This window comes from Chitinophaga caseinilytica, from assembly GCF_038396765.1.
GTDB lineage: Bacteria > Bacteroidota > Bacteroidia > Chitinophagales > Chitinophagaceae > Chitinophaga > Chitinophaga caseinilytica.
In genome coordinates, this window is record NZ_CP150096.1 from 1,760,591 (window position 1) to 1,783,701 (window position 23,111).

The 23,111-nt window shown below is 54.5% G+C and carries 22 protein-coding genes; 12 read left to right on the forward strand and 10 right to left on the reverse strand.

Annotation, left to right across the window (positions count from 1 at the left end; genetic code table 11):
* Positions 1-19: 19 nt before the first annotated feature.
* Positions 20-853 (forward strand): DUF4292 domain-containing protein, encoded by an 834-nt coding sequence (locus WJU22_RS07545; RefSeq protein WP_341842631.1) that lies wholly within the window; start codon positions 20-22, stop codon positions 851-853.
* A 63-nt stretch (positions 854-916) separates the two neighbouring features.
* On the forward strand, positions 917-2,347 hold the full coding sequence (locus WJU22_RS07550; protein WP_341842632.1) for a murein hydrolase activator EnvC family protein: 1,431 nt from the start codon (positions 917-919) through the stop codon (positions 2,345-2,347).
* 72 nt (positions 2,348-2,419) lie between these two features.
* Here WJU22_RS07550 and bshA read toward each other — a convergent pair whose 3' ends face one another.
* The gene (gene bshA / locus WJU22_RS07555; protein WP_341842633.1) at positions 2,420-3,559 is read right to left on the reverse strand and encodes an N-acetyl-alpha-D-glucosaminyl L-malate synthase BshA; all 1,140 of its coding nucleotides are present in this window, start codon (positions 3,557-3,559) and stop codon (positions 2,420-2,422) included.
* A gap of 79 nt (positions 3,560-3,638) precedes the next feature.
* Here bshA and WJU22_RS07560 point away from each other — a divergent pair, with 79 nt between their 5' ends.
* The 4 genes from WJU22_RS07560 to WJU22_RS07575 all read left to right on the forward strand — a co-directional run bounded on the left by WJU22_RS07560 (position 3,639) and on the right by WJU22_RS07575 (position 6,501).
* Positions 3,639-5,012, forward strand: a complete 1,374-nt coding sequence (locus tag WJU22_RS07560; RefSeq protein ID WP_341842634.1) for a M20/M25/M40 family metallo-hydrolase — start codon at positions 3,639-3,641, stop codon at positions 5,010-5,012.
* Positions 5,013-5,019: 7 nt separating this feature from the next.
* Positions 5,020-5,418, forward strand: a complete 399-nt coding sequence (locus WJU22_RS07565) for a hypothetical protein (RefSeq protein WP_341842635.1) — start codon at positions 5,020-5,022, stop codon at positions 5,416-5,418.
* Positions 5,419-5,594: 176 nt separating this feature from the next.
* Positions 5,595-6,125: a hypothetical protein gene (locus tag WJU22_RS07570; protein WP_341842636.1), complete on the forward strand. Its 531-nt coding sequence runs from the start codon at positions 5,595-5,597 to the stop codon at positions 6,123-6,125.
* On the forward strand, positions 6,106-6,501 hold the full coding sequence (locus tag WJU22_RS07575) for a hypothetical protein (RefSeq protein ID WP_341842637.1): 396 nt from the start codon (positions 6,106-6,108) through the stop codon (positions 6,499-6,501). Before WJU22_RS07570 ends, WJU22_RS07575 begins: the two co-directional genes overlap by 20 nt.
* 24 nt (positions 6,502-6,525) lie before the next feature.
* On the opposite strand, the gene WJU22_RS07580 is transcribed toward WJU22_RS07575, so the two are convergent.
* Both WJU22_RS07580 and WJU22_RS07585 read right to left on the reverse strand, forming a co-directional pair.
* On the reverse strand, positions 6,526-7,236 hold the full coding sequence (locus WJU22_RS07580) for an SAM-dependent methyltransferase (RefSeq protein ID WP_341842638.1): 711 nt from the start codon (positions 7,234-7,236) through the stop codon (positions 6,526-6,528).
* Between the two features lie 379 nt (positions 7,237-7,615).
* Positions 7,616-8,449 (reverse strand): EI24 domain-containing protein, encoded by an 834-nt coding sequence (locus WJU22_RS07585; RefSeq protein ID WP_341842639.1) that lies wholly within the window; start codon positions 8,447-8,449, stop codon positions 7,616-7,618.
* A gap of 37 nt (positions 8,450-8,486) precedes the next feature.
* Here WJU22_RS07585 and WJU22_RS07590 point away from each other — a divergent pair, with 37 nt between their 5' ends.
* Positions 8,487-9,098 (forward strand): DNA-3-methyladenine glycosylase, encoded by a 612-nt coding sequence (locus tag WJU22_RS07590; RefSeq protein ID WP_341842640.1) that lies wholly within the window; start codon positions 8,487-8,489, stop codon positions 9,096-9,098.
* Between the two features lie 240 nt (positions 9,099-9,338).
* On the opposite strand, the gene WJU22_RS07595 is transcribed toward WJU22_RS07590, so the two are convergent.
* From WJU22_RS07595 to WJU22_RS07605, 3 genes are all read right to left on the reverse strand, one after another.
* Positions 9,339-10,355 (reverse strand): PorP/SprF family type IX secretion system membrane protein, encoded by a 1,017-nt coding sequence (locus WJU22_RS07595; RefSeq protein ID WP_126249370.1) that lies wholly within the window; start codon positions 10,353-10,355, stop codon positions 9,339-9,341.
* A gap of 193 nt (positions 10,356-10,548) precedes the next feature.
* Positions 10,549-11,202: a uracil phosphoribosyltransferase gene (gene upp / locus WJU22_RS07600; RefSeq protein WP_341842641.1), complete on the reverse strand. Its 654-nt coding sequence runs from the start codon at positions 11,200-11,202 to the stop codon at positions 10,549-10,551.
* 75 nt (positions 11,203-11,277) lie between these two features.
* The gene (locus tag WJU22_RS07605) at positions 11,278-13,146 is read right to left on the reverse strand and encodes a YfbK domain-containing protein (RefSeq protein WP_341842642.1); all 1,869 of its coding nucleotides are present in this window, start codon (positions 13,144-13,146) and stop codon (positions 11,278-11,280) included.
* 116 nt (positions 13,147-13,262) lie between these two features.
* Between WJU22_RS07605 and WJU22_RS07610 the strand changes: the two genes are divergently transcribed.
* The gene (locus tag WJU22_RS07610) at positions 13,263-14,327 is read left to right on the forward strand and encodes an anhydro-N-acetylmuramic acid kinase (RefSeq protein WP_341842643.1); all 1,065 of its coding nucleotides are present in this window, start codon (positions 13,263-13,265) and stop codon (positions 14,325-14,327) included.
* Here WJU22_RS07610 and ade read toward each other — a convergent pair.
* Positions 14,324-15,964, reverse strand: a complete 1,641-nt coding sequence (gene ade, locus WJU22_RS07615) for an adenine deaminase (protein ID WP_341842644.1) — start codon at positions 15,962-15,964, stop codon at positions 14,324-14,326. The genes WJU22_RS07610 and ade overlap by 4 nt on opposite strands.
* Positions 15,965-16,072: 108 nt before the next feature.
* Here ade and WJU22_RS07620 point away from each other — a divergent pair, with 108 nt between their 5' ends.
* Positions 16,073-16,804: a hypothetical protein gene (locus WJU22_RS07620; protein ID WP_341842645.1), complete on the forward strand. Its 732-nt coding sequence runs from the start codon at positions 16,073-16,075 to the stop codon at positions 16,802-16,804.
* 54 nt (positions 16,805-16,858) lie between these two features.
* On the opposite strand, the gene WJU22_RS07625 is transcribed toward WJU22_RS07620, so the two are convergent.
* Positions 16,859-17,863: a WYL domain-containing protein gene (locus tag WJU22_RS07625; protein WP_341842646.1), complete on the reverse strand. Its 1,005-nt coding sequence runs from the start codon at positions 17,861-17,863 to the stop codon at positions 16,859-16,861.
* A 98-nt stretch (positions 17,864-17,961) separates the two neighbouring features.
* On the opposite strand from WJU22_RS07625, the gene WJU22_RS07630 reads away from it, so the two are divergent.
* The 3 genes from WJU22_RS07630 (at position 17,962) to WJU22_RS07640 (ending at position 20,436) form a co-directional block, all read left to right on the forward strand.
* Entirely contained in the window at positions 17,962-18,387 is a 426-nt protein-coding gene (locus WJU22_RS07630) for a hypothetical protein (protein WP_341842647.1), read from the forward strand.
* An 8-nt stretch (positions 18,388-18,395) separates the two neighbouring features.
* Positions 18,396-18,539, forward strand: coding sequence for a hypothetical protein (locus WJU22_RS07635; protein WP_341842648.1), 144 nt, complete (start codon positions 18,396-18,398; stop codon positions 18,537-18,539).
* 1,261 nt (positions 18,540-19,800) lie between these two features.
* Positions 19,801-20,436 (forward strand): peroxiredoxin, encoded by a 636-nt coding sequence (locus WJU22_RS07640; RefSeq protein WP_126244807.1) that lies wholly within the window; start codon positions 19,801-19,803, stop codon positions 20,434-20,436.
* A gap of 259 nt (positions 20,437-20,695) precedes the next feature.
* Here the strand turns inward: WJU22_RS07640 and WJU22_RS07645 are convergent, their stop codons facing one another.
* Both WJU22_RS07645 and WJU22_RS07650 read right to left on the reverse strand, forming a co-directional pair.
* Positions 20,696-22,279, reverse strand: coding sequence for a S41 family peptidase (locus WJU22_RS07645; protein ID WP_341842649.1), 1,584 nt, complete (start codon positions 22,277-22,279; stop codon positions 20,696-20,698).
* A gap of 92 nt (positions 22,280-22,371) precedes the next feature.
* Positions 22,372-23,106 (reverse strand): RluA family pseudouridine synthase, encoded by a 735-nt coding sequence (locus tag WJU22_RS07650; RefSeq protein ID WP_341842650.1) that lies wholly within the window; start codon positions 23,104-23,106, stop codon positions 22,372-22,374.
* Positions 23,107-23,111: the final 5 nt, after the last annotated feature.

A 23,111-nucleotide genomic window follows, 5' to 3' on the forward strand; every position in this document is an offset into this window, starting at 1 on the left:
AAAATCGTCGAATTGAATCATGAATCGTAAAATAGAACTTCCAATTGTTGCATCGCTGATCAGTCTGGCACTATTTTCCTGCCGTTCCACGCGCATCACCCGCGCCACCTTTCCGTCAGACACTACCGCTCCCGCTGCCCGCCCCGATTCGGTGGACACGGAAAAAGCCTTCGCCGAAGCCCGCGAAATCCGCGAAAAGGTGATGGGCAACCGCGTGTCTTACGAAACGTTCACGGCCGATGTGAAAATGGATTTCGAAGACGACCGGGGGAAGAAGGGCAATAACCTCGGGGTGAACATCCGGATGCAGTACGACAGCGCCATCTGGGTCCGCATCGGCGGCCCGCTGAACGTGGAAGGCGCCCGGATCCTCATCACGCGGGACAGCATTAAAGTGACCAACCGGCTGGAAGGTACGGTGATGCTGCGCAGCACGGCGGAAGGGAAAGAACTGATGAAACTGGAAATGGGCCTCACCGAACTGCAGGACCTCCTGGTAGGGAACCCCGTTTTCCTCGGCGATTCCGTAGGGCAGGTAGTGCGCACCCAGTCGATCGTTTCGTTTATGTCGAAGATGAAAGACCTCGTGAGCCAGTTCAACGTGTTTGCCGACGATTACGCGATCCAGCAGGTAAAACTTACCGATGCCGACGGCTCGCGGCCAACACCGAGGGTGGTGGAGCTGACCTACGGCGATTTCAGGACGGTGGAAGGCCGGAAACTGGCTTTCCAGCGGAAGATTTACGTGGAGGAAAAGCAGGTCATGAAAGTGGCGCTCGACTTCCGGAAGATGGAATTCAACAAGCCCGTGAGCTTCCCGTTCCCCATTCCGTCGTCTTACACCCGCCAATAGAACACAATTTCGTTGTATATTTAACGTTATAAACATCATTTCGGAACTATAAATATGGTGCAATTGAAAAAGTTCATCCCGTTACTTATCCTGGTGCTGGCACTGGCGCCGGGTATGCTGCATGCGCAGAACCAGAGCCGGGAGGAACTGGAGCGGAGGAAGCGTGAGCTCCAGAAGGAAATGGAGGACGCGCAGAATATGTTGAAGGAAACGAAAAAATCCAGCCGGGAAAACCTCGGTCAGCTGCGCGCCCTGCGCAACAAGATCGACGTGCGCACCCGGATGATCCGCAATATCAACGAAGAGATCACCTTCATCAACGGGGATATCAACACCGCCCTGCGCGATGTGAAAACCCTGCAGCGCGACCTCGATACGCTGAAGGAACAATACGCGCAGCTGGTAGTGGCGGCGTACAAGAACAGGAGCTCTTACGCTTTCCTGAACTTCATTTTCTCCGCCAAAAGTTTCAATGACGCCGTTAAACGGTATAAATACCTCCAGCAATACCGCGATTTCCGTCGCCGGCAGGCCGATAATATCATCGAAACGCAGGAACAGCTGCGGGTGAAGGTGAAAAACCTCCAGGACCAGCGCGAAAAACGTTCCACAGCGCTTACCACAGAGCAGGCAGAACGCGAGACCCTCGAGAAAGACCGGAAGGAAAAAGACGAAGTGATCAGCAAGCTGAAAGGACGTGAAAAGGAACTGGCGCAAGACATTGCCCAGAAACAGCGCGACCAGAAGAAAGTGCAGGACCTCATCCGCGCGGTGATCCGCAAGGAGATCGAAGCGGCGCGAAAGAAAGCCGAAGCGGAAGAACTGGCCCGGAAGAAAGCGATCGAAGCGGAAAAGAAACGGAAGGAAGAAGAGCGCCAGCGCGCCCTGGCCGCAGCCCGCGAAGCTGCGAAAGCCGCGGCGGCGCAGAATGCGGCGAACAATAATAACAACACGGCGGCCAACAATAAACCGGAAACGCCGCCCCCGCCTCCGGAAACCAAGCCCGAGCCCCCGGCTCCGGCGCCTGAAAAGCCGACACGCGTGTACAACGTACTGGAAGCCACGCCGGAAGCTGCCGCCCTTTCTGAAAACTTCGAAAGCAATAGGGGAAAACTCCCCTGGCCCGTGGAAACCGGTTCCATCATCGGTTACTTCGGCATCCAGAAAAACCCGGATATCAAGATCACCGAAGAAAACGACGGCATGATCTTCGCCACCCGCAAAGGCGGCAACGTGAAAGCCGTGTTCAGCGGGCAGGTGCGCTCCGTGTTCGCCATCCCCGGCGGCGGTTACGCCATCACCATCAAACACGGCCAGTATTTCACCAACTACGTGGGCCTTTCCGGTTTCAGCGTGAAATCCGGTCAGTCGGTAACCACCGGCCAGGTGATCGGTACCGCCCGTACCAACGATGAAGAAAGCGCCGGTGTGGTGGAAGTGCAGATTTATAAAGTAGATAAACTGCAGAACGCCAATACCTGGTTCAGAAAATAACAGTCACCTGGTTTCCAGGAATAAAAAAAGAGCGACGGAATGCCGTCGCTCTTTTTTTATTTCTTGCCGCGTTTAGTTGCGAACTACGGATTGCTGGAGCACGGTATCGTACAACGCTTCGTATTGCGGGATGATATTGTCGATGTGGAAGCGGAGCGCCTGTTCGAGGGCGCCTGCGCGCAGGGAGGCGAGGAGTTTCTCGTCTTGCAGGATGGCGATCGCATGAGCGGCCATCTGGTCTACATCGCCCACGGGGCTGGAGTAGCCGGTGACGCCGTCGATGTTGATCTCGGGAAGGCCGCCGGCGTTGGACGACAGCACGGGCACCTGGCTGGCCATGGCTTCCAGGGCGGCGAGGCCGAAAGATTCGTATTCGGACGGGAGGAGGAAAAGGTCGGAGATCGACATTACATCTTCCAGCTGCTCCTGTTTCCCTACGAACCGGATATCGTCGCACAGGCCCATTTCGCGGCACATGCATTCGATCATGGGGCGGTCTGGCCCGTCGCCCACAAGGAGGAGCTTGGCGGGCATGACGTCGCGCACCTGGCGGAAGACCTTCACCACATCCGGAACGCGTTTCACTTTGCGGAAGTTGGATACGTGGAGGAGGATCTTTTCGCCGTTCGGGGCGATGGCCTGACGGAAATGGGGGAGCTCGCGGCGTTTGAAGCGCGCGGTATCCACGAAATTGTAAATCACCGAGATGTCCTTTTCGATGGGGAACGATTTGTAGGTTTCGTCCCGCAGGTTGTTGGACACGGCCGTGATGGCGTCAGACTCGTTGATGGAAAAGGTGACTACGGGCGCGTAGGTCTTGTCTTTCCCCACCAGCGTAATATCTGTGCCGTGCAGCGTGGTGATGAAAGGGATATGCCGGCCCTGCTTGGCAACGATCTGCTGCGCCATATATGCCGTGGAGGCGTGGGGGATGGCGTAGTGAACATGGAGCAGGTCGAGTTTCTGATTGAGGATCACGTCCACCATCGTACTGCTGAGTGCGCTTTCATAAGGCGGGAAATCGAACAGCGGATATGTGGGGACCTGAACTTCGTGATAATAAATATTGGCGTGGAAAGCATTCAGTCTGACGGGTTGCTGGTAGGTGATAAAGTGCACCAGGTGCCCCTTGTCGGCCAGGGCCTTGCCCAGTTCCGTCGCCAATACGCCGCTACCGCCGTAGGTAGGGTAGCATACAATTCCAATGCGCATCCGGGAATGGATTTAATGAGTTGCTAAGGTAAGTATTTTAAAATTAGTTAGCTTTAAACCCGTAAATCCGGATCTAAACATGATGAAGCCAATTTTAGCTGTGCTGGCCTGCATTTCGGTGCAATCCGCCAGTGCGCAGGCGTCAGACTCCCTCGCCATCCGCCGCCTGGCAGACGAGGTGTTGACCCGCAGTACCGCGTATGAGAACCTGCGGGTGCTGACCAAACAGATCGGTGGCCGCCTGGCCGGTTCGCCGCAAATGGTAAAGGCCGAAAAATGGGGCGCCGAAGCGTTGAAGACCGCGGGGGCCGACAAAGTATTTACCCAGGAATGTATGGTGCCGCATTGGGTGCGGGGCGAAAAGGAACAGGCCCGCATCGTGAGCCGCCGGCGCGATTTCGTGCCGCCGCTGAACATCCTCGCCCTGGGGAATTCCGTGGGAACGGGAAAGAAAGGTGTAACGGCGCCGGTGATCGAGATAAAATCTTTCGACGAACTGGAAGCGCGGAAAAGTGAATTGAAAGGGAAGATCGTGTTTTATAACTATCCCTTCAACCCCACGTTCGTCAAAACATTCCATAGTTACGGCGATGCCGTGAAATTCCGTGCCCAGGGGCCCAGCCGCGCGTCGAAATACGGTGCGGTGGCGGTGATTGTGCGGTCGATGAGCCATAGTATGGACAATCACCCGCATACCGGCAGCACGCGGTACAACGATTCCTTCCCGAAGATCGCCGCGGTGGCCATCGGGTTGAAAGACGCCGACCGGCTGAGCCAGCGGATCGTGAACGACCCGACGATGCAGGTTTTCCTTCGAACCACCTGCGAAATGCTGCCGGATACGATCGGTCATAACGTGATCGGAGAATTGCGCGGCAGTGAGTTCCCCGATCAATATATAACGGTTGGCGGTCACCTCGATTCGTGGGACAACTGCGAGGGTGCGCACGACGATGGTGCCGGCGTGGTGCAGTCGATCGAGATATTGAGGGCTTACAAGGCGCTGGGGGTCCGGCCCAGGCATACGATCCGGGTGGTGTTGTTCGCCAATGAGGAGAACGGGACGCGCGGGGGTGTGAAGTATGCGGCGCTTGCGAAGGAAAACAATGAAAAGCATGTGTTTGCGCTCGAAAGTGATGCGGGGGGATTTACGCCCAGGGGTTTCATCATGGAAATGACGGATGCCCAGCGGGCCAGGGTGAAGAGCTGGACGCCGTTGCTGCAGCCTTACGGGTTGTATGATTTCGATGAAGTGGGCGCCGGGGTGGATATTACGCCGTTGGGCCGGGCGTTCGGCATTCCGATGGCTGAACTTTCTCCCGATTCGCAACGTTATTTTGATATTCATCATGCGGCATCGGATACATTTGAGGCGGTGAACAAGCGGGAGTTGGAAATGGGAGCCGTGGGCATGGGGGCGTTGATCTATTTGGTTGATAAATACGGTTTATAATCCTGATATGAAAAAATTCGTACTCATTATTGTGTTGATCATCCTGGTGGTGCTGGGAGGATTCTTTTATTACCGGTATTACTTTGTGTTTGGCCGGGGTACCAAGGCGGGGGAGCTGAACTTCTTCGTGGAGAAGGGGTATATCTGGAAAACGTATGAAGGGCGGCTGATCCAGTCTGGGTTTAAGCCGCAGACGTTGGGTGGGGTGCAGTCGAACGAGTTCCAGTTTTCGGTGACAGACGAGAAGGTGGCGCAGTTGCTGATGGGCAGTAGCGGGAAGTTGTTGGAGTTGCATTACCGGGAGCATTTGGGGGCATTGCCCTGGCGCGGGTATAGTAATTTCATTGTGGACAGTGTGATATCTGTGACCGACCCGAAAACGGGTGAGCGAAAAACATCTTTTTAACAGAGAAAGCCGGGCGAAAAGGTCCGGCTTTTTTTATCCCTCCGTTTTTCGGAGATATCCTCTTCCCATTCGGAGATATTCTCGCCTTTTAATTCCTTACCCGATCGCAATACGACTTAATTTTACTCTACCGTCATAATTGGCGTTGAATGATTGTTTGTTAAAAATCCATTTACGTGAAGTCCTTGTTTGAGATCGGGGAGCTGATTGCGATCCATGAGCGCCGGTTGGAGCAGTATGTGGGTGCATATCAGCGGTATACGGATAAGTTGACCCATTTGCTTTTTATTTATTCTGCGGTAGCGATTTTTTTGATGCCGATAACGCTGGATTTGTTCAAATCCGGGAGGGAGGTGCATTGGGTGTACTTCGCCTGTTATTGGCTGTTGCTGGGTATGTTGGTGGTGTCGATGATTTATGCGGGGAGGTTGATCATGCCGCGGGAGTCGGTGTTGCCGGAGCCGTTGGGTACTTATACAGATTTGCAAAAAAAGCTGGCGGCGGCGGGAATGGATGAGGGAGATATAGAACGGATGTTGATGAAAGATTACCTCCGAGATATGATGAATCTGTTGACGGTAATAGCAGGTATGACTAAGCGGAAGGAGAAATATTATCGTTGGATGTTTTATTGGGGACTGGCGGCAATTGTTCCCTACATTATTTGTTTAATATTTCATTTGATATATGAATTTACTGCTACGTAAAATTTACCAGGAGACGCTGAGGGATTTTGTTGATTTTTATCGCATGTGCTGGATCATGGACAAGTGGGAACGGCGTTCGCGTTCGTTGCCGAGGTTGGATACGACAGACTATTTCATCGCTTTTTTTGCCGACGACTGGCCAGAGGATTTTAAGCACAGGCGGCGGCTCGAAGCATTCGAGAAGCGGATGACTGAATACAAAAAGGGGCGTTGGCTGCCTAACTGGTTGAGAAGGCTTACGGGGTTGGAATTGCTGGAGAAGCCGGTCTTCAAGCCTTTTAACAGGGCGGAAGTTGAAGATGCGCTGAGAAAACATTGTGAAGCGCGCCGATTGGAGAAGAAAGAATTAAGCTTTCTGCATGAGCCTTATCTGTAGCGGGTTTCAGTAGTCCGCCGGGAATTACTGCCCGGCATACAGTAAAAAGATCGCCGGTCTTTTGTGGAAATCGGAAGTATCCTTTTTCCATTGGGCGATCGTTTGTGTGCGGATGTATTCTGTTGGCGCGGTGAGGTCTGCGGCTACGCAAAGGAGGGTGCGGTCGCTGGTGTTTTGAAGTATGTCTTTCAGCAATTGATTGTTGCGATAGGGTGCTTCGATAAAGAGTTGGGTTTGTTGTTTTTTCGCGGAAGTGGATTCCAGGTCTTTGATGGCTTTGGCTCTGTCGAGGGGTTTTACGGGCAGGTAGCCGACGAACTGGAAGTTCTGGCCGTTCATGCCGGAAGCCATCAGCGCGAGGAGCATGGAGTTGGGGCCAACCAGGGGTATTACGGTGGCCAGCACCTGGTGGGCGGCTTGCACCACGAGATTGCCGGGGTCGGCGACAGCGGGGCATCCTGCTTCGCTGATGACACCGATGGAATGGCCTTCCTGGAGGAGTTTTTTTGCCCTGGCGGTGTCGGGGGGATTATGCTCGTTCATGAGCAGGAGCTGGAGGCTATCTATATCGATGGAGCGGTCGAGGGCTTTGAGGAACCTGCGGGCGGTACGTTCATTTTCCACGAAGAAAATGCGCAGTTGCCGTACTGTGTCCGTGATGTACGGAGGGAGGCTGAAAAGTGCATCAGCACTGAGGACCGTCGGAATGAGATATAGTTTCCCGCTTTGAGACATAATCGATGTTTTAGGGTTCGGGGCTGGAGAGTGTGCGAACGCAGCCGTTGGTTAAGCAATGTGTTGTGCTTCGACATGCTTCGACATCCTTCGACATGCTCAGTTGCATACAAAAGGGACGCGATGATTTCGTTGAATGCGGCTTTTGTCCTTCCATTGCTTGTCTGTCGCTCCTGATCCCGAATTCCGGCAAAGATAGGAATTCAGGGAGGATTCGGTGGGCTGAAGTGAAGGGGGCTTCGTTTTTTCAGGGGTGTGGGATTGTTGCTGCGGGTGATTTTAAGATAGTCCGCGCTGTGATCCGCAAACTATGATCGGACTTGGTAAGTATAGCCTCCTCGCAAAACAGTCGCAAGGAGGGAATTCATCTCCATCAAAATTACTCGGCCGTCCCCATGGGCAGCCGTTGCTGCTGCAAATGTATGGTAGCCGCAATCACCGCGTAGCAGGGCGCCAGCAACCATCCCAATACCGGGATGAACAGGAACAGGTAGAAAACCACCCCGTTCCCCATCGCCATGCCCTTATGCTGACGGATATATGCGATGCTCTGCCGCATCGTCCAGCGGCGGCGCTCGAAACTATAATCCATCATCGAAAATCCGAAATAGTAGCATTCCACCAGCATCGCTATCAACGGCGTCAACCACCCCAAAATCGGTACAAACGCCAATATCGCCAATATCAGCATCAACGCCGTCTGGTACAATAAATTCCGTAAAGACAACCGGATCCCCCGCCACAAATCCTTTAACAGCTGCGCCATGCTAAAAGGAAAATCCTTCCCTTGCATAATGCTCTCCGTCTTCTCCGACAAATACGCGAAAAGCGGAGACCCCACTATCAAAAACAGGTATTTGAAAAAGGAAAAATACATGATCAGGAACACCATCCTCACTGCGAACCCCACCAGCAAAAAAAGAAAATTCACCAGTCCGTTCTGCAATTCCTCGATCCACGTTTTCAACGTCAACAGGTTCAGCACGTAATCGATGAACACGCCGGAATAATCCCACACATATATAATCCCCGCCACAAACATCAGGCAGTAAACGATCCCCGGGATCAAAATCCACTTCCACAGCCGATGTTCAGTGATGAAACGATGGGCAACACCATAAGACTGTATGGCGCCTAGTACTTCTCTTAATGAAAACAACGTTCGCTTTTTTATAATGGTAGCAAAAAATGTACTGGAGTTTTGCTCAAGCAACGGATGGGTCGAACGTAAATTAGTATTATTTTTCAGTATGCCTAAACTCGATCAAGCATTTTATCTCGAAAAAAATGTACTGAAAGTAGCGAAAGCGCTGCTGGGAAAGGTTTTGGTAACGGAAATCGATGGCATCCGGACATCCGGGCGCATCGTGGAAACGGAAGCCTACAACGGAGCGGTAGACAGGGCCTCCCACGCCTGGAATAACCGCCGCACCCAACGCACCGAAATCATGTTCGGCGAAGGCGGCGTAGCCTACGTATACCTCTGCTACGGCATCCACCACCTCTTTAACGTTGTCACCAACCTCCAGGAAGTGCCCCACGCCGTGCTCGTCCGCGGGCTCGAACCCCTCGACGGTATCCCCGAAATGCTCCGGAGAACCGCCAAACCCAAACTCGACTACACCCTCACCGCAGGCCCCGGCAGCCTCTCCCGCGCCCTCGGGATCAACACCGCCCTCACCGGACAAAGCCTCCTCGGCAATAAAATCTGGATAGAAGACGCTCCCGCCATTGCAGCGAAAGACATCGTGGCCGGCACCCGCGTCGGTGTGGCCTATGCCATGGAAGACGCGTACCTGCCCTATCGCTTCTCCATCCGCGGCAGCAAATGGGTCAGCAAAGGGAAAGGGCTTACAAGATAACCAGGCAGAAAAACGGCTCCACATTCATCCTTTCAAATAATGATTTTCTCAACTGCATACAGTTCTCCGTCGGTCGGCTGGTTACGAACGATATCCTTGGTTTTGAATTCGTCCAACCTTACATGGAGTAAGCAAGCAACGATTTCATTCGTGCCGCCAGGCAAGCATGCTGCGGTCGGGGAAAAGAAAGCGCCCACGCCTGAAACCGGGCGTGGGCGCTGCTTATGTAAAAATATTAACTTAGAATTTCGGGCAAAGCGTACCGTTCTTATTGCTATCTCCGCGCTTACCGATGTAAATCACGGACAGTTCCATACCACCGCGATAATTGGAAGCGGGCTTCAGTGTAGATACGTTCAGGTCATAGCTCAAACCCACTTTGAAACTGCTGAATTCCAGGCCTACATATGGGTTGACGGCATCTTTCAACCTAAACCAGGAACCTACATAAAAGATGGTCGGCGCATCGGGCATATCATTCAGCAGGAAGCCGTAAGCCGCGCCCATCGTGGTTTCTACCGCCTGGTTCTGCCGCATGTAGTGCGCGCTGAAGTGGATGCGGTTGCCGCCGTTTACCGGGAAAGAACCGCCACCATGCACCGTATAGCGGTAGCTGAGGCGGTTGTTGTTGTTATCAAGGAAAGTTTCGGTAGGCTGTGTGAAGTGATAGTAGGAAGCGCCCAGGTAAATGTTGGAAGATTCTCCCACCAGCCCGCTATACAGCAAGCCCACATTATAATCGAGATAACCGATGTTCGGGTTCATGATCGTTTCGCCGCTGGGCAGGGAAGGATCGTACCCGTTATCGCCGATCTGTTGTTCGAAAATCAGTTTGGTCTGGTCTACCCGCTTCTGCGCATACGCCATCTGCACGCCCAGCCCCAACGTATGGTTCCCCTCCACATCAAGTCCTTTATGGTAAGCCGTGCTCAACGCCACGAAGTTGGACGTCAGCGCGCCCGCGCCGGTTTTATCGTACAACGCCAAAATACCCACGCCCCAGGTATCCGTATAGGGAATACTGTTCTTCAGGATGCCGAAATCAGCCGCCAGCGTGCCCGTCACGTACGGAGACGCAATACTGCGCCATTGGCTGCGGTAATTGCCGGATAAACGAAGATCGCCGGAGAAGTACCCCGTAAACGCCGGGTTCAGCGTAAGCGGAGACGCGAAGAACTGCGTGAAGTGCGGATCCTGCGCCTTTGCAGGGCTGAATGCATAAAGGGCTATGGTTAATAGGAGTAGTAGTTTTTTCATTTCAATACTTCATCGGTTAAAGGCTGATAGGGACACTATACAATGCTAAGGTAGAAAATCAATTTTATATTTCAAATTAAATCTATATAACAATGCAGCGCATTGAAACAGACCCATTTGCAAAGCCTTGCGGAATCGCCCGATATACTGTTAGCTAGTGTCTTTTTTGTTAAACGCGGATAATTACCTTTTGTTACTGCTGCACCTTCTCCCCGAACGCCAGATCGCCGGCGTCGCCCAGGCCAGGAACGATGTACCCCTTGGCCGTCAGCTCATCGTCGATATCACCCGCCCAAATGCTGATATTCGCATCCGCAGTCCGCTGCACATACTCAATCCCGATCGTACAGGCAATCGCCGTAACGATATGAATATGAGCGGGTTTGCCGAATTCTGCCAAATGCTCGATCGTTTTTACCAGGGAAGCCCCGGTAGCCAGCATTGGGTCGCTCAGGATCAGCACCTTCCCGTCCAGCGGTGGACAGGACACATATTCCAAACTGATCTCGAATGAACCGTCGCGGTTATGCTTTCTGTAGGCGGAAATGAACGCATGGTCGGCCTTGTCGAAATAATTGACGAGCCCCTGGTGCATGGCCAGTCCCGCTCTCAGGATGGTCCCGATCACTGGCTGGTATTTCAACACCTGCACATGCGCGCTTCCCAGCGGAGTTTCAACCTCTTTGTCTACATACATCAGCGTTTTGCTGATCTCGTAGGCTGCTACTTCACCCAGTCTTTCCAGGTTTCGGCGGAACCGCATCCTGTCTGACTGGATCACTTCGTCCCTGATCTCGCTCATCCACTCGCCCACAAGTGAGTTGGTGTCACTCAGATTGATAATCATAACCCTGCTGTTTTGCGTTTCACGCCAAAATAGCACTTTTTTCGCTACCGGGGACGCTTTTTCCCTTTGATAACATTATTCCTTCCGCGCCATGTCCGCCAACGCCATTGCCTGTTTCACCATGCTGATGAACTGGCTCCGGTACCCCTCTTCGTCGGCCCCCTTCAACCCGCCGGCAAGCTCCAGCGCCGAGGCGTAGCTCGACGTCCCCGCGAACCGGCTCTTCCGCAATACCATCCCGAACTGCGCCACGGATGCGGCTAAACGGAAGCTTTCCGGGCTGGCGGCGATCGGTACGGCTGTTCCCTTCAGCACCTGCGAGATCAGTTTGCTCCGGCCGCCGCCGGGGTTTTTGTAGCGGACCTTCACCGTCAGCACTTCCCCGCTGGAAATGGTGCCCGCAGTTTCCGGCAGTTGATATTTCAACGCGTCCACGGTAGCGTCTGTCAGCTTCACGCCGGGGGGCACCAGCTCGTACAGCGCCGTCACGCTATGGCCGGAACCCATCTCGCCGGCGTCTTTTTTATCGTCGTTGAAATCTTCATCCGCCAGCAGCCGGTTTTCGTAACCAATCAGCCGGTAAGCCTGCACCCTGGCGGGGTTGAATTCCACCTGCAGCTTCACGTCTTTGGCAATGGTAAACAGCGTGCCGCCGAATTCCGTGGTGAAAGTGCGGCGCGCTTCCTCGAAATTATCGATATAGGCATAGTTCCCGTTCCCTTTGTCAGCCAGCGTTTCGAGCCGGTTGTCCTTGTAATTGCCCATCCCGAAACCCAGCACCGAAAGGTATACATTCCCTTCCCGTTCCTGTTGGATGAGGCTTTCCAGATCGCCTACACTTGAGATGCCCACATTGAAATCGCCGTCCGTAGCGAGGATCACGCGGTTGTTGCCGTTTTTGGCGAAGTTTTCCCTGGCGGTAGCATACGCCAGTTTGATGCCCGCTCCGCCAGCTGTACTGCCGCCTGCCTGCAACTGATCGATGGCAGTGAGGATCGTCGCTTTCTGGTTGCCCGGCGTAGATGGCAAAACAACGCCCGCTGCGCCTGCGTACACCACGATGGCCACACGGTCCTGCGGCCGCAGCTGCTTCACCAGCAGGCGGAAAGCCTGTTGCACCAGCGGAAGCTTGTTTTGCGCATTCATGGAGCCAGACACGTCGATGAGGAACACGAGGTTCGAGGGCGGGAGATTTTCCACCGGGATTTTCTTTCCCTGGATGCCGATCCGCACCAGCTGGTGCGCCGGGGCCCAGGGGCACTGCGCCAGATCGGCATGCACCGCCACCGGCGCGCCATCGGCCGGTTGCGCATATCCATAGTCGAAATAATTGATCAGTTCCTCCACCCGAACGGCGTCCTTGTCCGGGAACCGCCCCATATCCAGCGCACTGCGGACGAGCGAGAACGAAGCCCTGTCTACATCAGAGGAAAATGTGCTCAGCGGCTGCTGCTTCACATACTGGAAACGGTTGTCCCTGACAGGAGAAAACTCGTCACGAGAATCGATCGTCACATTCCCCCGGATGCGGATGTCCGCGCTCCTGCTGCCATAGATTTGTGTCGATGAGTAAGTTGTGCTGGAGGCAGTATACGATACTTTCCGCTGCGGCGCATATCCCGTCACCACTACTTCCTGCAATGCCTGCTTTTGCGGCTTCAATTCGAAAAGATACAAAGTATCGGAGGAGGAATACTTTCTCACACAGGTTTCATATCCCACAGCTTTCACTTCCATCGAAAAGTTTTTTTGCGGTACCTGGATCGAAAAAATGCCTTTTTCATTGGTGGCCGTGCCGGATTTTGCGGGTATGACCAGGATGGTAGCACCCGGAATGGGATCTTTGGTATCTGCATCGATCACTTTACCGGAGATGCGTACGTTTTGGGCAATAAGTTGCCCGCACGCCAATAAGATGGCGCATAGCAGGAGAATGCGTTTCATGGTCGGGAGGTTTGTTTCCCTACGGATGCGCTCCACCGCCCCGATTCCATAAAATGATCCGGCCTTCCATTATCTTTGTTAAAATTTTTGAAATGGTTTATCACGTAATCGGCTTAATGTCAGGTAGTTCGCTGGATGGTTTGGATGTAGTTTATGCGGAATTGACGGAAGTGAGCGGGCAATGGTCTTACCAGATCCACGCCGCGGAATGCATCCCTTACACCGATCAGCTGAAAGCCTCCCTGGCCGAAGCCACCCGGCTCAACGCCCGTGATTACCAGCTCCTGCACACCGCCTACGGCCGTTTCACCGGCGAACAGGTGAACGATTTCATCGACCGCAATGGCCTGCATCATAAAATCCATTTCGTAGCCTCGCACGGGCACACCACCTTCCACATCCCCGAACAAAACACCACAGCCCAACTGGGGGACGGCGCCACCATCGCCGCGGTGACCGGCCTCCCCGTCATCAGCGACCTCCGCGCCGTAGACGTGGCCCTCGGCGGACAAGGCGCCCCCATCGTCCCCATCGGCGAAAAACTCTTCTTTTCCGACTTCAGCTACCTGCTCAACCTGGGCGGTATCGCCAATATCTCCGCTAAAAACGGTGAAACCTACCGCGCTTTCGACATCTGTCCCGCCAACCGCGTGCTCGACGCGCTGGCGCAGCAGCTCGGCAAAGCGTACGACGAAAACGGCGCCCTGGCGGCCGGAGGCGTTACCGACAACGCGCTCCTCAACCAGCTCAACGCGCTGCCGTATTACGCGCAACCTTTCCCGAAATCGCTCGCAAACGACTTCGGTACGGAAACCGTATTGCCCATCATCGCAGGGCATACGCTGTCTGTCCAGGGTAAACTGCGGACCTACGTGGAACATATCGCCACGCAGATCGAAGCTGCCGTAAAAAGCCTGGAATTGCCCACACAAGGCGCAAGTATGCTCGTAACGGGCGGCGGCGCTTTCAACCGTTTCCTCATCGAATCCATCGACGCGCGCCTCGATCCGCTGGGCATCACCATCGTAGTGCCCGACGAGCAAACGGCCGCCTACAAGGAAGCCCTCGTGATGGCGCTGATCGGCGCGCTCCGCTGGCGCCAGCAGCCCAACATCCTTTCGTCGGTTACCGGCGCCCCGCGCGACAGTGTAAACGGTGCGCTCTGGGTGTCTGAAGCCTAAGCCGTCGCTACCTCCGTAAATGCAAATTGATCTCCGTCGAAAAGCCCCCTGTCACTGAGTTTCAGGTGGGGGATGACGAGCAGCGCCATGAACGACAAGGTCATGAAAGGCGCGTCCAGCTTGCTGCCCAGGGCTTTTGCGGCCTTGTCGAGCTGGCTGTACCTGCGCGCCGTGTCGTAGCCGTCGCCGGCGCTCATCAGTCCTGCCACGGGAAGCGGCAGGATGAATTCGTTGTTCCCGTCGATCACACAAATGCCGCCTTCCGCGCCGATGAGCGCGTTCACCGCGCGGCGCATGCTTTCATCGTCTGCCCCTACGGCAATGATATTATGACTGTCATGCGCAACGGTGGAAGCGATGGCGCCGGAGCGCAGCCCGAAATTACGGATGAACGCCAATGCCGGCGGCGCGTCCTGGTAGCGGTTCACGACGGCGATCTTCAGCACGTCCTGCGAAACATCGCTGTGGAGGAAGCCGTTTTCGGCGGTGAGCTGGAAAGTGAGGGGATGGGTGATCAGCTGGCCATCCAGCGCTTCGATCACTTTTACCGTGGAAACGGCCGCCGGAGCGGGGACCCGGAAATCCGCTTCTGTTTTCGCGGTGCAGTGGAAACGGTTGATGGGTTCCACGGGTACCGGCTGGATGAGGGTTTTGCCTGCAGCGGCCACCTGTTCGCCGCCGATCCAGGTTTCGAGGATATTGAAATCGGTGAGGTTGTCGGCCAGGATGAAATCTGCCGGGTCCCCCTTCCGGAGGAGCCCCGCGGGAATGCCGTAATGCAGCACGGGATTGATACAGGCGGCGAGGAGGATATCGTAGATATCGTGCCCCTTCGCCAGGGCCCGCTTCACGAGCAGGTTGATATGGCCTTCTTCGAGATTGTCGGGATGTTTGTCGTCGCTGCAGAACATTACTTTTCCCGGATGGGTGGAAATGAGCGGTTTCAGGGCTTCGAAGTTCCGTGCGGCGCTGCCTTCGCGGATGAGGATGTGCATACCGGCGGCGAGTTTGTCGGTCGCTTCTTCCAGCGTAAAACATTCATGATCGGTGCTGATGCCGGCGGATGCGTATCGTGCGGCGGCATCTCCGCGGAGGCCGGGCGCATGTCCGTCTACCGGTTTGCCATATTTTTTGGCGGCGGCTATCTTGGCCATCACTTCGGCATCGTGCTGCAACACACCGGGGAAATTCATCATTTCGGACAGGTAGTAGATATCGGTGCGCTGCAGGAGCCGGTCCACACCTTCCACCCCGATGGCGTCTCCCGCCGTTTCGAAAATGGTGGCGGGCACGCAGGACGGGGCGCCGAAGCAGAAGCGGAAGGGTACCTGGCTGCCGTTTTCCAGCATGAATTCCACGCCTTTTTCGCCACAGACATTGGCGATCTCGTGCGGGTCAGACACACTGCCTATTGTGCCATGCACAACGGCCATCCGCGCAAATTCCGAGGGTATGAGCATGGAACTTTCCACATGAACGTGGGCATCCACGAAACCGGGGAGGATGTAGCGGGGAGGGACGGGCCCATCCGCCGGAACAATGTCCGCGATCCGGCCATCGGCGATGGTAATGACCGCGGGATATGTTTTTCTGCCGGGAATATCGACCAGGTTCCCTGCGAGCTGCCATGTTTTCATGGGGTTAAAACTCGGTAAAAACTGTTAAATCGAAGTGAAATGATTTTGCCAGTTTCGGGGAAAAGATACATTTGTGGTCATAATATCCATCATCAAAATCCTCTACAAATGAAAAGAATTCTCGGGTTAACCATTGCCATAGCCCTTTCGGGAGCAGCCCTGAACGTTCAGGCACAAACAGCTGATGAAGTGATCAGCAAACACCAGGCTGCCATGGGCGGCGAAGCCAAACTGAAAAGCATTAAGTCAATGATTTCCGAAGGCCAGCTGCAGGTGCAGGGCATGGAATTTCCCTTCAAGGTGTCTGTGATCAGCAATACCGGCATGCGCGTGGAATTCGAAGCCATGGGCACCAAAAACATCCAGGTGGCAACGCCCACGGGTGGTTGGTTCCTCCTTCCCGTTCAGCAGCAGACGGAGCCGGTAGACGCTTCCGCGGAAGATATGAAAGACGTGGGCTCCGAGCTCGACCTCGAAGGTGAACTGGTGAACGCCAAAGCGAAAGGCCATACGGTAGAACTGGTAGGGAAAGACAATACCGATGGAAAGGAAACCTTTAAACTGAAACTCACCCGTAAAAACGGTTCCGTAGCTTATTACTTCATCGATCCGGCCACTTACTACATCACGAAACGCCAAAGCACGGCCAGCATGCAGGGCCAGCAGATGGAGCTCGTGACCAAAATGAGCGAGTTCAAGAAAACCGACGATGGCTACGTGTATGCGTCGGTGATCGAACAGGCGCCGATGGAAACGAAGGTGGTGATCAGCAAAGTGGAGCTGAACCCGGAAATTACCGCGAGCATCCTCGAAAAGCCCGCGAAAACTCCCGCGAAATAAGCACAGCACATACAAAATGAAACCGCCCGGCAGCGAAAGCCCCGGGCGGTTTTTTTATGGGTACCGGCCGAGCATGGCGGCCGCTTCCTGTTTGATCTTGTCTGCCAGATGCTGCGGCTGCAACACTTTCACGCGGGCCCCGCTGCTGAGGAGCAGCATCACCAGCTCGTGGTTCACGACGATGCGGAGCTTCACGCGGCATTCTTCTTCATTGTCGATAAGGATTTCCTGGGATGGGTGCATGGGCTGCGTTTTCACGTATTTGCCCTGCAGCGGTGTGTAGGAAAGCACGATCTCTTCCGGGTCTCCCTCTGCCACGGTGATGCCGATGGCATTCTGGAACCAGGCGGCATCGTCGAAATTCTTGGCGTCGAATTTATCGTTGGTGGGCCAGTGGTTGACGATGCGGTCGAGCGCAAAGGTGAGCACCGTTCCCCCGCGCGATTTCTGGCTTTTGCCGATGAGGTAGAAGCGGTGGTTGTATTCGCGGAGGTGATAGGGCTCCACCCAATGTTCCTTGGGCTCGGTGCGGTCGAAGGTCTGGTACGCGATGCGGATGACTTCGAGGTTTTTGATGGCGTCTACGATGTCGGGAATGAGCTCGGCGCCCTTGTACTGGGAGCCGCGGCTGAATTTGATGAGGCCCCGGTTCTCGAGGTCTTGCCGGTTCATCTTCACGCTGGCGGCAATTTTCAGGATGGCGTCTTCGAACCGCTGGATGACGGGCAGGCTGCGGAACTGCTCGAGGATGCCGATGGCTACTTCCAGGCCCTGGAGGTCGGCTTCGTCTATCGGAACATTACCGATGGAGTAGTTTTCATCTTCATATTGATACTTGCGCGTGCTGCGGTTGTACACGATGGGCGCAAAATAATTCAGATCGGGATCGTTGCGCATGTCCTCGATGTCTTTCTGGATCGTGCGAACGGCGATGGTTTTGTCCATTTTCTCCGACACGAATTCCACCAGGTCGTCCAGGCTGGGATGGGGAACGCGCTTGTTGCGGAGGCGCTCGTCCAGCCAGCGGTAACGGGAAAGGGCGTCTTTGTTTTTGGGCATGGTACGGTTGTTTTTCGGGTTAAAAGTAAAACATTTTCACTACGCATATCCTGTGCGTAGGCCACTTCTACTTTTGTATTGTCATCAATCAACAAATTATGAGAAAGGTATCCGTAACAACCGCAGCCCATCTGGAAGCCACCGCCATCAAGGTTGGGCAGATCATTCTGGACGACTCGCATTACCTCACCTGCTGGGGTTATATGCAAACGGCCGAGGGCTGGCGGAAATGCGACTTCGTGACCAATTACGACGTGCTCAATACCATGCTCCGCGCGATCGAAGACAAGAGCGAAGCCGTGCAAATGGCCATCGTTCAGAAGCTGGAACACATGGAGCAGATTCCCGAAATCATTGATTTTGAAGCCCAACTGGGCGAAGCCGTATTGTTCGACAATATCGCCTTCACCCTGGAGCGGCCGCAGTTCAGCGGCGGCGATTGGGCAGATTACACGAACGACGACTGTTATTACATCCGTGCAGCCGAGCGGGTTAGCCGTACCGAGGCCCTGGCCCGGGGGTAGACCAATGCATGCAGGCGCTGGGCAAAAGCTACGAACTGTACCTGGGTTACCTGGAGCTGGAGTTCGATGAAGAATATGCCCGGGAACAGGCCGACCTGGCGGATGACATGAAATTTACGCTGGCATTTTACGCCTACCGTCAGGCGGCGTAAGCGAGTAAAATATCTGGGGAAGACAGGGGCGCTGCATTCTCCGTCATTCTCGGCGATCCCTGGTTTTCCCCGCTATCCGTTCGTTTGAAAACCCTTGAAGCAGGCGGTTCTCCGGCAAAAGGCCGGCCCGTCGAGACGATCATCCCTTGTTACCCGGCCCGGCGCTGTGTTAAAACCCATCAAAAGGATGGGGCCAGCGGCCGACATCCGTTGTGAGGAACCCCGGCGGCGGCCGGTCCCGGCCATCCGCCGCTTTTTTTCGATCTGTTGTTGTTACCCGCAGATCATCCGTTGTCTTGCTTGCTGCGAAAAAGCCGCAGGTACCGTTAACCCGAAAGATGCCGCCGAAAGGGCGGACGATCATCCAACGTAACGCCAGGCCCGGTTTGGCCATGTTAGCCCTGAAAATCCGCAGAAAGCGCGGGATTTCATCCAGTCAAATGCCCGCCCGGTTGGGCATTATTAACCCTGAAAGCTCGCGGAAAGCGCGGTATTTCATCCATCGAAAAGGCTGTAATGCAAGTTGTGGCCCATGTTAACCCGAAAATCCGCGGAAAGCGCGGAATGCATCCATTAGACGAGAGATAAGTCGCGGAAAGCGCGGCTATTCATTGAAAAACGGTGAAAAAATACGGGCTCCCCGGTCTTTCACCCATTTGTTAACCCGAAAACGGGCCCTGTTGCCCGAGTTAACCCACAGATGCGGACCGTTGAAAGAACGGACCCTCATCCATTGTTGTCTCCCGGCGGCGCTGCATATGGCAACCGCCGCAGTTTTGCCTGATGTGAGCACCGGAGGCAGGCCGTTCCAGCCGGAACCGCCATAAGCCAACCTTCCGGGCAGTTAAACCCAGCGGCGGCCCCCGCACTTTCGCGTGCGGGGCCGTCCGCGAGGCAAAATGAAACTTCGCCGTTTCCCGCAGTACACCTTACTGCCGTTAACCCAGGAAACAACTTTTCAAGCCCAAACTATTTTTTTTGACAGACATCCCCCTTGTTCCCGGCGCCCCCGGATCCCCGGAGCGGCGCCCTGCACGCAGGTCTCGTCCTGTTTTGTGCCCTATACCTATCATGCCCCGTGCATTTTCCCGGGGCGGCGGCCGGCCCTGATCCGCCGGATAGCCCGGACCAGGCATCCTCCTTTCACCCTGGTCCGGCCCGCCGCCTCCTTAAATTATCATTAAACCCCAAAAAAAAATCTATAAAGTCTATTAAAATTGTAGGAAAATGGTATTTTTGAATTCCTTAAACAGGAAATGATATGAGTTTAAGACTTGGGGACGCTGCTCCCAATTTCACGGCAAAGACCACCATTGGAGAAATCAATTTTTACGACTACCTCGGCGACAGCTGGGGCATTCTCTTCTCCCACCCCGCAGATTATACCCCGGTTTGCACCACCGAACTCGGTAAAACTGCCCTCCTCAATGGCGAATTCACCAAGCGCAACGTAAAAGTGCTCGCACTCAGCGTTGACCCGCTCGATAAACACAAAGGCTGGATCAACGATATCAACGAAACGCAAAACTGCAACGTCGATTTCCCGATCATCGCCGACGAAGACAAAACGGTGGCCAACCTCTACGGTATGATCCACCCCAACGCTTCCGAAACTTTCACCGTGCGCTCCCTCTTCGTGATCGGGCCCGACAAGAAAGTGAAACTCACCATCACCTATCCCGCATCCACCGGCCGCAACTTCCATGAAGTGCTCCGCGTGATCGATTCCCTGCAACTGACGGCCAACTACAGCGTAGCTACGCCGGCAGACTGGAAAGACGGTGAAGACGTGATCGTAGTTCCGGCAGTGAAAACTGAAGATATTCCCGCGAAGTTTCCCAAGGGCCACAAAATTATCAAGCCCTATTTGAGAACAACTCCGCAACCGAATAAATAATCTACCTATCTTTGCCCGCGAAACGGAGCTTCCGTCTCAACCTGCGAAAGCGATTCCCTTCCGGCAAGGAAGTACAAAATATTGGAGCGAAAACCTTGTAAGACAAATAATTGCAAGGTTTTACTCCTGATCCTTTTTTTAATGGTTGGTTTTTGATTTTACGAAACGGGGATTTTTCCCCGTTTTTTTTATGCCCTGCCGACAAAAAAAGAGGCTGCCGATCCGGCAACCTCCCGTTTATCAATAAAATAACTGTTAGTTACTGCACACGTATTTTGCGGCGGTCTTCCACCATGCCGTTGAATTTCTCTTCCCCGGCGGCCTGTGACCGTATTTCGTTGGCGTTTACGGACCGTCCGTTGATCATGACGGTAGCTGCGGCAGCCCTTCCGCCGGTAGTAGTTCCGTAGTAAATGTAGTCCAGCGCGGCTTTGAGGCTTTTTTCTTCCGGGTCGCCGAAATCCATCGGGATGTAATCCTGCGCGGCGATGTCGGGCGTCATGCCGGAATAATAGTCGCCTTCTCCCAGGGCGTTCTTGCTGGAAAACTGCGCCATATACACGGTAAACTTATCGATCCCGATACCGAAAAACCCAACGGGCTTGCCGTAGGTTTTCGCGCCCACGGTACGCACGGTCACATTCGCCGGCCAGGCTTTATAGGAATTAATGACCAGTTCGCTGGCGGATGCGGTAGCACCGGAAACGATGAACACGATTTTTTTGGCGGTCGTCAGCGGCCCGGCTTTTTCGAAGAAATAGGTATTCCCGTTCTCCGTGAAATCAAGGTCGGCGTAGGTCAGCGCCCTGGAGCCCTGGTACACCTGCTGGTAATTGGCGTCGAGGTACGGGATGGACTTGAGGATGGGCGCTTTGCTGGTGCGGACCAGCTCGTTGTACACCTGTTTGTACATCACTTTCGTCTGCATGCCGGAGGGGGCGAGCAGGTTGGTGAGGTATTCCGCCGTGGCCACGTAACCGCCGCCGTTGTACCGGAGGTCTACCACCACCGAGTTCGCACCTTTTGCTGCAAATTCCGCGAAAGCTTTATCCAGCGAAGGTTTTGCTACGGTTTGACGGGAGAAGTGCCCCAGCACGAGGTACCCCGTCACGTTGCCGTTTACCGGGGCGAACGTTTTCCAGGTCACGACAGGGTCGTTTTTATAGGCGGCCTTGTTGATCGTGACGGTAACGGACGTGCTGGTTTTCGGTTTGGTAAAGGTCAGTTTTGCCGTAGCGCTGTTCATGAGCGTGGTGGCCGCCGATTGAGAACCGGGCGGGGGGCCGTCGTTCACCTTGGTGATGAGGCATCCGCGGGTAATCCCGGCTTTGTCTGCCGGGGAGCCCTTTTCCACATTGCGGACATATAAATAAGTGGTGGGGTCGGAGCCAAACGTAACAACGGCAAGGATGAGGCCGAGGTCGTTCCCGTCACCTTCCAGATCTACCGATGCTTTGATCCCTCTTGCCAGGTTCCCTTTTTCCACATACGAAAACTTCGACCTGCTGGGGGCGGGCGTGTAGTATTCGAATGGTTTGCTGGTAGCCGGGTCGTTTTTCAGCTGGGTGATTTTGTACAGCTCTTCGGTGAGACTGTTGAAATCGTCGGACCCGGCGTACTGGCGCGGATTAAAGGATTCGTAAGTGGGGATGGCGTCGTACCACAGGTAAGTCTCTTTTGCGTAGAGGTACAGGGAATCGAGGCTAAGTTGCAAACGCGTGCCGGTTGTGGGGGTTGTGGGCGGGGGATTGCCACCGCCTGGACTGGGGTTTCCGCTTTTTTTACAGGAAGCCAAAGCCGCGATACCCACGAAGGCGGCTGCTGCGATCCGGAGCTTGATCATAAATGCAAAGCAGTTTGACGGTAATTTACGCGAAAACACCCAAATGTAGCTACATCCGGGTGTTAACGTATTGAAAACGGAAAATCGTTGAATTAGTTGTGCTGCGGCTTCTTGTGCTTGCGGAGCTGTTGCAGAACTGCTTGAATATCTTTGGGTAAGGGGGCTTCCAACTCGACGGTTTCCCCTTTTTCATCGACGAATTTCAGCTTCCAGGCATGCAGGGCGAGCCTTTGCAGGAGGGGGCGCTCTTCTTCGGTGAATTTCCCCAGCCTGAATTTCTTCTTGATGGCGGAAAGCAGCACCGGCGTGGCGGTGCCATACAGCTCGTCTACCGCGATGGGATGCCCCAAATGTTTCATATGGACGCGGATCTGGTGCGTACGGCCCGTATGGATCCGGAAGCGCACGAGGCTATACAGCCCGAAAGCCTCCTCCACCTTGTAATCCGTCAAAGACGGGCGGCCCTTGGCGTTGGTGACCATCTTGCCGCGCTGTACCGGATGTTCCATGATGCCCGCGTTCACACTGCCTTCCGGAAGGGCCAGTTCCCCGTTCACCAGTCCCAGGTAATACTTTTCCACTTCCCGCGATTCGAAGAGCTGGGACAGGAATTTATGCGTGGTTTCGTTTTTGGCGAAAAGCACCAGGCCGCTCGTATCCCGGTCGAGGCGGTGAACGATGAAAATTTGACCGTATTTCTTTTTCAGTAATCCCGAAAGCGAAGCCAGCTCGTTATCGTGCCGGTCGGGGATGGTCAGCAATCCCGAAGGTTTGCTGACCGCCACAAAATCGTCGTTCTCGAATATGATCAGGGAATCGATGTGCATATCCG